The 11,266-nt window shown below is 66.4% G+C and carries 8 protein-coding genes; 3 read left to right on the top strand and 5 right to left on the bottom strand.

Features of this window, described 5'->3' with window-relative positions:
• Window positions 1–235: 235 nt before the first annotated feature.
• Entirely contained in the window at window positions 236–664 is a 429-nt protein-coding gene (locus M0L44_RS21865; protein ID WP_252772300.1) for a hypothetical protein, read from the bottom strand.
• Window positions 665–925: 261 nt separating this feature from the next.
• On the opposite strand from M0L44_RS21865, the gene M0L44_RS21860 reads away from it, so the two are divergent.
• Entirely contained in the window at window positions 926–1,981 is a 1,056-nt protein-coding gene (locus M0L44_RS21860) for an integron integrase (protein ID WP_252772299.1), read from the top strand.
• Here M0L44_RS21860 and M0L44_RS21855 read toward each other — a convergent pair.
• Both M0L44_RS21855 and M0L44_RS21850 read right to left on the bottom strand, forming a co-directional pair.
• On the bottom strand, window positions 1,906–4,986 hold the full coding sequence (locus M0L44_RS21855) for an efflux RND transporter permease subunit (protein WP_252772298.1): 3,081 nt from the start codon (window positions 4,984–4,986) through the stop codon (window positions 1,906–1,908). The genes M0L44_RS21860 and M0L44_RS21855 overlap by 76 nt on opposite strands.
• Entirely contained in the window at window positions 4,983–6,161 is a 1,179-nt protein-coding gene (locus M0L44_RS21850; protein WP_252772297.1) for an efflux RND transporter periplasmic adaptor subunit, read from the bottom strand. Before M0L44_RS21850 ends, M0L44_RS21855 begins: the two co-directional genes overlap by 4 nt.
• 275 nt (window positions 6,162–6,436) lie before the next feature.
• On the opposite strand from M0L44_RS21850, the gene M0L44_RS21845 reads away from it, so the two are divergent.
• Window positions 6,437–7,141 (top strand): DUF3108 domain-containing protein, encoded by a 705-nt coding sequence (locus M0L44_RS21845; RefSeq protein ID WP_252772296.1) that lies wholly within the window; start codon window positions 6,437–6,439, stop codon window positions 7,139–7,141.
• A gap of 347 nt (window positions 7,142–7,488) precedes the next feature.
• On the top strand, window positions 7,489–8,418 hold the full coding sequence (locus M0L44_RS21840; protein ID WP_252772295.1) for a pseudouridine synthase: 930 nt from the start codon (window positions 7,489–7,491) through the stop codon (window positions 8,416–8,418).
• 15 nt (window positions 8,419–8,433) lie between these two features.
• Here the strand turns inward: M0L44_RS21840 and M0L44_RS21835 are convergent, their stop codons facing one another.
• Complete coding sequence (locus M0L44_RS21835; protein ID WP_252772294.1) at window positions 8,434–10,173, bottom strand: ExeA family protein; 1,740 nt, start codon at window positions 10,171–10,173, stop codon at window positions 8,434–8,436.
• Between the two features lie 565 nt (window positions 10,174–10,738).
• Complete coding sequence (locus tag M0L44_RS21830) at window positions 10,739–11,137, bottom strand: DUF6869 domain-containing protein (protein ID WP_252772293.1); 399 nt, start codon at window positions 11,135–11,137, stop codon at window positions 10,739–10,741.
• Window positions 11,138–11,266: the final 129 nt, after the last annotated feature.

Here is an 11,266-nt window from a genome sequence, read left to right as displayed (position 1 = left end):
CCAACCCGCGCATATCAGCATGAGCAACCGTCGCGCATCCACATCGGGTGGCATCCAACGGGCTCCGTCGCGTTCCCCGTCCGGCAACGGGTTTGAATTCAACATCCGCTGCGCGGAGAAATCGGTGCTGCCTCTTGACAGGAAGAAGCCATATCAACGTTGTAGGTAAGGGGCGCTGCGCGGCGGTTTATCGCGCAGCGTCCAGCGACCGAAGGGAGCGGCCTTGACCGGAATGTTAGGTACGTTTTGCATACCAGTAACCTCCGATAAGGCTAGAACTCAAAAGCACAAAAATGTGCACTGCGATGTACTTGGTTGGAGTTGGAGCAGCAGACGGCCCTAGGCTCATAACCAAGAAAAAGCTATTTGCAATAACACCTGCAATCAGGGCCTGTAGAAGATGAAGGTTTCCGCCGCGCTGAGCAGAAAGGAACCCACCATACAAGCCGGCAAAAAATAGCACTAGCAGAGACAGTAGAGCGCTCGGAGTGAAAAAGTCGAAACTCCCCAGACGGGCATAAGCTTCCTGGACATTAAGCCCTTGCGACAGAAAAACCCAAAGTGAGACATTTGCCACGAGCGTGCCAAAAAGGGCGGAGATTCCAATCGCAACCATTCCGCCAACGAAGGAAGGAATCCAGAGGAAAGAGCGGTGGGGATGCATGCGAGCAAGTACCTAACTAGTTATCGACCCCAATTTGCGCCCCCAAACCCCTGGATGCTCCCGAACATTCCAAGGGCAAGGTCTCGCAAGTGACTGAGCCGACTGAGATTTTTGACAATTTGGGCCAGCTTATCACTTCGTAACAGAGCGACAAAGGGCTCGTTGTAACAGGCGGGGACCAGATTCCCCCGAATGGGGGATGTCAACGGGGATACATCGAAATACTGTATAGGCATACAGTTATCGACGCTCGCATTCCCCATGGAACCCACGCCATCGCCGCCCAGCTCACCGCGCCTGCTGCGGCGCCTGCGCGAGCGCTTGCGCGTGCTGCACTACAGCCTGCGGACGGAGGAGACCTATGTGTATTGGGTCAAGGCCTTTGTGCGCTTCCAGGGTCTGCGCCATCCCGCTGAAATGGGGCAAGAAGAGGTCGAAGAATTTCTGACCCACCTGGCTGCCCAATGCGATTTATCGGCGTCCACCCAGCGGCAGGCGTTGTCGGCGTTGCTGTTTCTCTATCGGCAGGTCCTGGGCACCGATCTGCCGTGGATGAACGACGTGATCCGCCCCGTGCCTCGGCGGCGCCTGCCGGTGGTGCTCAGCCCGGACGAAGTGGCCCGCGTGCTGGCCTGCCTGGCTCCCCAACATCAGCTGTTCGGCCATTTGCTCTATGGCACCGGCCTGCGCTTGATGGAGGGGCTGCGCCTGCGGGTCAAAGACATTGATTTCGCGCACCGGACCCTGGTGGTCCGCTCGGGCAAGGGTGACAAGGACCGTGCGGTGATGCTGCCGGAGAGCCTGCGCCCTGGCCTGGAGGCTCAACTGGCCCGGGCCCAGGTGCTGTGGCGGGCCGATCAGCTGCGGGGCACTGGCGGCGTGGAACTGCCCCATGCGCTGGCCCGCAAATACCCGCGGGCCCCGCAAAGCTGGGCCTGGTTCTGGGTCTTCCCGCAGGATCATCTTTCGACCGACCCCCGCTCTGGCGAGATCCGGCGCCACCACGCCTATGACCAGACCTTCCAACGCGCCTTCAAGCAGGCGCTGCAGTCGGCTTGCATCGCCAAACCCGCCTCGCCGCACACGCTGCGTCATTCCTTCGCCACCCACCTGCTGCAGGCCGGCTATGACATCCGCACGGTCCAGGCGCTGCTGGGCCATGCCGATGTGAAGACCACCATGGTCTACACCCATGTGCTCAAGGTGGGCGGGGCTGCGGTGCGCAGCCCGCTGGATGCACTTCAGGCCCTGCTGGCGGCCTCCGGCACCTCGGTGGTGATGGGGCCGCCGCCGGCCCAGCGGTCCAGCGCCAGGTAGATGACCGGGGTGATGTAGAGCGTCACCACCTGGCTCAGGATCAGGCCGCCCACCACGGCCAGGCCCAGGGGCTGGCGCAGTTCGGCGCCAGCGCCCATGCCCAGGGCGATGGGCAGCGCGCCCATCAACGCGGCCACGGTGGTCATCATGATGGGCCGCAGGCGCAGCAGGGCCGCGGCGCGGATGGCCTCAGGCGGGCTCATGCCCTGGTTGCGCTGCGCGTCCAGGGCGAAGTCGATCATCATGATCGCGTTCTTCTTGACGATGCCGATCAGCATCAGGATGCCGATGCTGGCGATCAGGGTCAGCTCCATGTTGAAGAGCTTGAGCGCCAGCAGCGCACCGATGGCGGCCGAGGGCAGGCCGGCCAGGATGGTCAGCGGGTGGATGTAGCTCTCGTACAGCACGCCCAGCAGCACGTAGATGACAGCCAGCGCCGCCACAATGAGCACGATCTGGCTGCCCTGGCTTTGCTGATAGACCGCGGCGTCACCACCATAGGTGCCAATCAGTGAAGGCGGCATGTCCAGCGCGGCCTTGGCCTGGTCGATGGCCTGGGTGGCCACACTCAGCGGCACGCCCGGCGCCAAGTTGAACGAAATGGTGACCGACTGCAGCTGGCCCTGGTGGTTCACCGCCACCGGGCCCAGGGTGCGCTGCACGCTGGCCACGGCCGACAGCGGCACCAGGTTGCCGGCCTTGCTGCGCAGCCAGACCTTGTCGAAGGCCTGCTCGAACTCGCGGTTGGCCTGGGCGGCCTCCATGATGACCTCGAAGCTGTTGGCCGGCCCGTACATGGTGCTGACCTGGCGTTCGCCAAAGGCGCTGTACAGGGCCGAGCGCACGTCGGCCAGCTGCACGCCCAGCAGATTGGCCTTGTCGCGGTCGATGACGAGCTGGGCCTGCAGGCCCGCGTTCTGGGCGTCGCTGGTCACGTCGCGGAAGCTGGTGTTGGCTGCCAGCTTCTCCTCCAGCTTCTGGGCCCAGGTGGCCAGGTCGTCCGCACTGACGCTCTGCAGCGTGTACTGGTAGCGGCTCTTGCTCTGCCGGCCGCCCAGCTGCAGGTTCTGCACCGGTGCCATGTAAGCCTGGATGCCGGCGATGCCGCGCAGCTTCTTGCGCAGCTGTTCCACCACCTGCGGCATGGACGGTCTTTCGCCCCGGGGCTTGAGGTTGATGAACAGCCGGCCCGAATTGCCGCCACTCAGGAAGGACGAGACGGTGGCCACATTGGGGTCGGCCCGGAAGATGGCGGCCACCTGGGCCTGCAGGCCCATCATCGCGTCGAAGGAGATATCCTGCGACGCCTCGGTGCTGACGCGGATCTGGCCAATGTCCTCCTCGGGAAAGAAGCCCTTGGGCATGCTCACCGCCATCCACAGCGTCAGCGCCAGGCTGCCCACGGCCACGCCACCCATCAGCAGGCGGTGGCGCAGGGCCCAGTCCAGCGTGCGGCCGTAGCCGTTCTGGAAGGCGGTGAAGCCGGCCTCGAAGGTCCGGCCCAACCAACCCTCTTCGTGCTGCGCCTCGTGCTTCAGGTAGCGGCTGCACAGCATGGGCACCAAGGTGAGCGACACCGCCGCCGACACCAGGATGGACAGACCCACCACCACCGCGAACTCGTGGAACAGCATGCCCATCACCCCGGGCATGAAGAAGATGGGGATGAGCACCGCCACCAGCGAGATGGAGATGGACAGGATGGTGAAGCTCATCTCGCGCGCGCCGCGCACGGCGGCCGCGAAGGGCTCCATGCCGTCCTCCACGTGGCGCACGATGTTCTCGAGCATCACGATGGCGTCGTCCACCACCAGGCCCACGGCCAGGGTGATGCCCAGCAGCGAGATGTTGTCCAGGCTGTAGCCGCCGGCCCACAGCAGGGCCAGCGCGCCGATCAGCGAGATGGGCAGCGAAAACGACGGGATCAGCGTGGCCGACAGGCGCCGCAGGAACAGGAAGATCACCAGCACCACCAGCACCACGGTCAGGGCCAGCGTGAAGTACACGTCGTGCACCGCCTCGCGGATGGAGCGCGAGCGGTCGTTCACCGGCGTCATCTTGACCGAGGCCGGCAGCTGGGCCGCAAAGCGCGGCAGCATGGCCTTGACCCGGTCCACCACCTGCACGGTGTTGGCATCGGGCTGCCGCTGGATGGCCAGGGTGATGCTGGGCTCGCCATTGAGCTCGGCGTAGGTCTTGGTCGATTCGACGCTGTCCTGCACCTGGGCCACGTCGGCCAGGCGCACCGGCGCGCCGTTGCGCGTGGCCACGATGACATTGCGCCAGTCCTTGGCGTTCATCAGCTGGCGGTTGGCCTGCACCGTCAGCGTCTGGCGCGGGCCGTCCAGCGTGCCCACCGGCGTGTTGGCGTTGGCGCTGGTCAGCACCGCGCGCAGCTCGTCCAGGGTCAGGTTGCGCTCGGCCAGGCGGTCCAGGTCCACCTCCACCCGCACCGCAAAGCGGCGCTGGCCATAGATGGACACCTGGGCCACCCCTTCCAGCGTGGACAGGCTGGGCGAGATCAGGTTCTCGGCGTAGTCGTTGAGCTGGGTCAGGCCGATGGACGGCGAGGTCAGCGCCACGAACAGCACCGGCGCATCGGCCGGGTTGACCTTGCGGTAGCTCGGTGGCGTGGTCATGTCCTCGGGCAGGCTGCGCTGGGCCCGGAACAGGGCGGCCTGCACATCCAGTGCGGCGGCGTCGATGTCGCGCGTGGCGTCAAACTCCAGCGTCAGCGAGGTGCTGCCCAGCGAACTGCTGGAGCTGATGAGCGAGAGGCCGGCGATGGTCGAGAACTGCTTTTCCAGCGGCAGCGCCACCGAGCTGGCCATGGTCTCGGGCGAGGCCCCCGGCAGGCTGGCATTGACGTTGATGGTGGGCGTGTCAAAGCGCGGCAGCGCCGCCACGGGGATCTTGTCCAGGGCCAGCAGCCCGGCCACGACGATGGCCACGTTCAGCAGCACCGTCATCACCGGACGGCGGATGAACAGTTCGGTGATGCTCATGCGCCGGCTCCGGATGCCCCTGCGGCACCTGACGCGGCGGGCGCCACATGCACGCTGCCGCCCGGACGCAGGTTCTCCTTGCCCTCCATCACCACCTGCTCACCCGGCTTCACGCCGCTGACGGCGGCCCAGGCGCCATCGCTGTTCAGCACCTTCACCGGCCGCAGGCTGGCCTTCTGGTCGGCGCCCACCACATAGACCTCACGGTCGTCGCCCTTGATGATCAGGGCCGCCTGGGGCAGCACCGCCGCGTCCTTCAGGGTGCGCAACGTCAGGCGCACCGTCACGTACTGGCCCGGCCACAGGGCCTGGGCCGGGTTGGCCAGCCGGGCCTTGAGCTTGATGGTGCCGCTGGTGCTGTCCACCGTGTTGTCCAGGAAGCTCAGCTGGCCGGTCATCGGCGCGGCCTCGCCGCCATCGGCCGCCTTGCGCAGCACCGTCACGGCCAGCGGCGTGCGCTGCTGCGCTCCGTCGCCCAGCAGGGTGGGCAACTGCGCCTCGGGCAGGGTGAAGCTCACGCCGATCGGGTCGATCTGGCTGATGGTCACCAGCGGGTCGCCCGTGGGGCTGACCAGGCTGCCCGGGTGCACCGCAATAGCACCGGCCCGACCGCTCAGGGGCGCCCGCACGGTGTTGTAGCCCAGGCCGACCTCGGCGGCGCGCACGGCGGCCTTGTCCGAGGCCACCAGGGCCACCTGGGCGTCGCGCTGAGCCTGGACGCTGTCCAGCGCCCCCTGCGAGACGAAGTTCTGGGCCAGCAACTCCTGGTTGCGGCGCCACTGGCGCTCCAGGTCGGCGGCCGTGGCCTGGTCGCGCAGCAACGTGGCGCGGGCCTTTTCCAGGTTGGCCTGGTCGCTGCGGTCGTCCAGGGTGAACAACAGGTCGCCCTGGTGCACGAACTGCCCCTCCTGGATGGCCACGCTGCGCACCGTGGTGGACACCTGGGGCCGCACCTCCACCGTGTTCAGGGGCACCACCGTGCCGGCGGCCTCGGCCTGCACCGGCATGTCCTGCTGGCGCACGTTGACCAAGGTCACGGCCTGGCTGTGCGCCGCAGCACCGGCCTTGCCACCCGCGGCCCCGTCGCCCGATCCGCCCCGCCCCTGCCACCACCACCCACCGGCGGCCACGACAGCCACCACCACCGTCCAGCCCATCCGGGCACGTGCGTTCATTGACTTCTCTCTTCTTGGCGTGTTCTGCAGGAGTGCGCGCAGGGCGGGATCACCGCCAATGCAAAACGCCGGGGACTGACCACCGGCGCCACAGCACAGAGAGCGGATTTGCGACAAACGGTTCCATGAACCTCCGCACTGGCTGCGCCAGGGGCAATCTATCAGACCAGCGAGACACCGTAACAGATGCTCTGCCTTGGCCCGCGGTCAACACCGGGGCCGGAACCACCGTTTTCTGGACAAGTCCCACTGAAAAACCCCTGCGAAAGGCCACCGTGCTCCGAACTCCTTCCTCTTCTTCCCCGCGGTCTTGGCTGCTGGCGGGCGCTGCCTGCCTGGCCCTGGCGCCCGCCCATGCCGCCGATCTGCCCCGCAGTGCCGACCTGACTTACCAGGTGCGCTGGGGTGTGGTCAGCCTGGAGGCCGAACAGCATTGGCGCCTGGATGGCGACCGCTACACCCTCAGCACCGAGCTCAAGCTGCCCCTGGGCTTTGCCAACCGCCGCTACGTCAGCCAGGGCCGGGTCGGCCCCCAGGGTCTGGAGCCTTCTTCCTATGAAGACTACGAAGTGGGTGACCCCAAGCCGCGCTCCGTCGCCAAGGTGGACCGCAGCACCCATGTCGTCAGCTACGGCCGCACCGCTGTGCCCCTGCATGAGAAGCCCCTGACCGACGGCCTGCAGGACATCAATGCCCTGGCCTACCAGTTGATCTGGCTGGGCGACAAGGTGGCTGGCAAGACGGTGCCGGTGACCAACGGCCGCAATGTGGTGCCGCACCAGTTCACCAAGCTGCCCGATGGCACCGCCAGCTACGACGGCAAGGGCTACCCGACGCTGCGCCTGGTCAGCACCAGCCCGGAGGGCGGCTTCGAGGTAGGCCTGGCCCAGGGCCTGGGCTGGATGCCTTTGAAGATCGTGCGCGTGCAGGACGGCAAGACCCTGACCTTCACCGCCACCCAGGTGCGTTACACGCCTTGAAATGGCCCGCCGCAGGCGCCGCAGTCGAAAAAAACTCCAGGCTGTTATTCCTTCTGTCTTCTTATATTTCAACTTGGCAGTTGTAGTAGAGGGCGCCTTCTTCTGTGGATAACCTCAAATTCGTCTTTGATATCAATTGCTTGGGTGCCCTCAAAGTCTGTGGCCGGAGCCCATGTTGACCCGGGGAGCAAAAGACAACAAGCCGGCCGGATCGCCGCGGCCTGTGGAAAACCGGGTCCTTGTTCAAAACTTGTCCACAGAGCTGTGCCTTGACAGGACTTGTCCACAGCGTGCAGGGCGGATCAGACGGACCGAAGCCTTGGGCGCGCAGGCCACAATCACGCCCCATGTCCCGTCCCCGCCCGGCCTGGCGGCCGGCGCCCCGCCACGGTGTGCCGGCCAGCTGTGTGGCCCTGCCCCATGACCAGCGCTGGCCCCGGCTGAGTGCCTTCCTGGCCTGGCGCCTGCCGGTGCTGGACGAGCCGCAATGGCAGGCCCGTCTGGCGGCCGGCGAGGTGCTGGACGAGCGCGGGGTCGCCCTGGCCATGGATGCGGCCTACCGGCCCGGCGAGCGGGTCTGGTACTGGCGCGAGGTGGACGGCGAGGTGGACATTCCCTTCACCGAAGACGTGCTGCACCTGGATGAGCGCCTGGTGGTGGTCGACAAGCCGCACTTCCTGCCGATGGCGCCGGTGGGCCGCTATGCCCGCCACACCCTGCTAGCGCGCCTGCAGCGCCGCCTGGGGCTGACCGATCTGACCCCGCTGCACCGCCTGGACCGAGAAACCGCCGGTGTGGTGGTGTTCAGCCGCCGGCCCGAGGACCGCAACGCCTACCAGGCCCTGTTCCGCGAGCGGCAGGTGCAGAAGGTCTATGAGGCGCTGGCGCCCTACCGGCCCGAGCTGGTCAGCCCACTGCAGCGGCGCAGCCGGCTGGAGCCGTCAGACCGGCGCATGCAAATGCACGAGGTGCCGGGTGAGCCCAATGCCGAGACCGGGGTCGAGATGCTCTCCAACGACGGAGTGCATGCTCACTACCGGCTGACCCCTCACACCGGCAAGACCCACCAGCTGCGGGTGCACATGCTGGCCCTGGGCGCGCCACTGCTGGGCGACAGCGTCTACCCGGTGCTGCAGCCCGAGCCGGCGCCCGGCCAGGCACCGGATTTCAGCCGGCCGCTGCAGCTGCTGGCGCGTCGCCTGGCCTTCACCGATCCGATCACCGGCCAGGCTCTGGCCTTCGAGAGCCAACGCCGGCTGGTCTGGCCGGCGGGTTGACGGGCCGACGCCCGCTCAGCGCGCCGCGCCCTCGCCCAGCGTGGGCTCCACCAGGCCGGTGGCGTGGTTCAGGCGCATCAGCGTCAAGGGGCCGGGCAGGCCGTCGGGTCGCAGGCCCTGGGCCATCTGGAAGGCACGGATGCGCAGGGCCAGGCCCTCGGCCTTGTCCTGCGCGGGGCCGCCGTCCAGCCGCGCCAGGTGTTCGGCCAGCCAAAGGCCCGAAGGACCTTCCGCGGCCAACACACCGTCGCCCCCGTAGCCCGGCGGGCTGCGCCAGAGCGTGTGGAACTCCCCCTGCCACCAGGGGGCGATTTTCAGCAGCGGTACGGTCAGCGTGTGGCCATTGGCCAGGCCCAGCCGGGCCTGGTCGCCTTGCAGGCCCTCCAGCAGCACGCGGGCGCTGCGCCCGGTCGGGTCGGTCAACAGCAGCCAGCCTGGCCGGTCCAGCAGGCGCACCGGGCCCAGTCCCCCCTGGCTGCTGTGGCAGCGCAGGCCCTGGCTGGGCAGGTTGCTGCAAGGGTCTGGCGTGGGCAGGAGGGTCAGCTTCCAGCGCTGGGCCAGACGTTGCCAGGCCTCGGCCTCTGACAGGGGCTGGGCAAAAATCTGGCTCAGGTCGTCCGTGGCCGGCCCCAGGGGACTGTAGGGTTGCAGACCGTGGGAGAGTGCGGTGGCTGTCGGCGGCGCCACCGGGGTGGGCACCGGCGCAGCAACCGATGGTGGCGAGGCCGCGGTGCGGGCGAGGGCCGCCGCAGAGGAAGGGGATGAGGCCGGTGCTGGAGCGACCCCCGCGACCACCGCGCTCGCCGCCCCTGGAGCGGCCGTGGCCTGCTGCCAGGGCGGCAACACCCGGGTCAGCGCAAACACGGTCAGCGCTGCCGCGGCGCCGCCGGCCAGCCACCGTGCTGCATGCAGCGGCACCGTGCCGCGCAAGCCCGGCAGGTCGAACACCTGGCCGGCGGCCAGGTCCACCAGGGCGCGGTCCACCCGGTGCTGGCCACGTTCGGCCGCCAGGGTCATGGCCCGGTCGCACAGCACGTTGATGCGCCGCGGTGTGCCGCGGCACAGACGATGGATGCGCCGGATGGCCTCGTCGTCGAAAGGCACCGGCCCGGTCAGGCCGGCCACCGTCAGCCGGTGGCTCAGATAGGCCTCGGTCTCATCGCGGCTGAGCGTCTGCAGGTGAAAACGCGCCACGATGCGCTGCGCCACCGGCGCCATCTCCGGGTGCTCCAGCAGCTGGCGCAGCTCGGGCTGACCGATCAGCAGCACCTGCACCAGCTTGTCCTCGTTGGTCACCAGGTTGGTCAGCAGGCGCAGCTGCTCCAGCACCGGCAGGGCCAGGGCCTGGGCCTCGTCCACCACCACCAGGGTGCGCCGGCCCTGGGCATGGGCCAGCAGCAGGTGGCCGTGCAGGGCGTCGATCAGGTCGGCCTCGGCGCCGGGGCGGTCGGCATCGGCCGGCAACTCCACCTGCAGGCTCTCGCACAGGCGCTTGAGCAGGGCCTGCACGCTCATCTTCGGGTTGACCACGTAGGCCACGTCCAGCCGGGGCGGCAATTGCTCCAGGAAGGCCCGCCAGACGGTGGTCTTGCCCGCCCCGATCTCGCCGGTCAGCAGCACAAAGCCGCCGGCCCGCCGCAACCCGTAGTTCAGGTAGCCCAGGGCATCACGGTGCTGCTTGCTGAGGTAGAGAAAGCGCGGATCCGGCGCCACCGAGAACGGCTCGCAGGCCAGGCCGAAGAACGATTCGTACATGGGCCGGCAGCATAGCCGTCCGCCCCGGTCCTGCCGCTCCCTTGAGAAAGGGACGCGGCTGCTGTCAACCCCGAGCGGAAGGCAGGTGGGGCGCCGCGGGCCTGGGGGAGCAGGTCACCACGCCCTGCTGTCCATCTGAAAGGAATACCGCTTTGGAAGAAGAACACTGAACACCGTTGACTCAGCGGGAAGTCCTTGTAGAAAGGTTATGCATCGTTTCGGCTCTCCCACCACCGACTAATAGTGAAGAGAACACCCGACTGGAAAATTGCGCAGAAAGTGAGGTACGCAAGTTGCCAAAGACGGTTAAAGAAATTAGGCCAACGCTGGTATACCCAGTCCAACGTTAAAGAAGAAGGCATGCTTCCTAAGAAAAGAAGAATTGTAGGAAGCAAATGCTCGCGCTCTGAGTGGAGAAGCCTGATGTTGACCCACCAAGCCCACAACGCCACGAACCCAACCAAGAGCGCATAGCCGAAAGCAAACAGACGAAGGACTGAGCGGCTATGAGACATAACGTTGAAAGTAAGGGGCCGCCGGTAGGCGGTCCCTCTTGACTGAAAGGTTATGCATCAGGAATACCATCCCAACCTCTACGATCCCAAACTGCCTGTACTCGCGCCCAGATTTCGTCTGTCATCGAGTTTTTCCAAACACCCCCAAGCAACTTGGCAAACGTAGGATTACCTTTGGCCTCTGATTCAACCAACTCGATGACCAGGGGCCCGTGTTTGGCTAAAATATCCTCAAGTGGGCCAGCGGCCAACACCTCTTGGATCTTATTGCTTGAGTCGAGCTTGAGTATTTCCAGAATCATCGCCCAGGCAAGTAGCGGTTCGTCTTGGACTAAGTCCCACTCACGATCACTAACCCATGAGAGAGCCTCTCGCTCTGGAGAGTCTCTTTCGGTAAGCCAGTAAGCGACCCAGCCTTTGGCAAGAGGTTGAAGTTCAGAGGTGGTCATGGGGCATAGACAAGATGGCTTCGTGAAACTGGGCGGCCCGTCTCCAGCGCGAACGTAGGTTGCGGGCCTGAGACCTGCAGAGCTACACCAATGCACCCGACGGACTCGCTGCCGGGGCGTTGCCAAATT

Source organism: Ideonella oryzae, from assembly GCF_024055665.1.
In the GTDB taxonomy this organism is placed as follows: Bacteria; Pseudomonadota; Gammaproteobacteria; order Burkholderiales; family Burkholderiaceae_C; genus Ideonella; species Ideonella oryzae.
The sequence above is the reverse complement of the archived record's forward strand: the minus strand, read 5'-3'. Positions and strand labels throughout refer to the sequence as shown.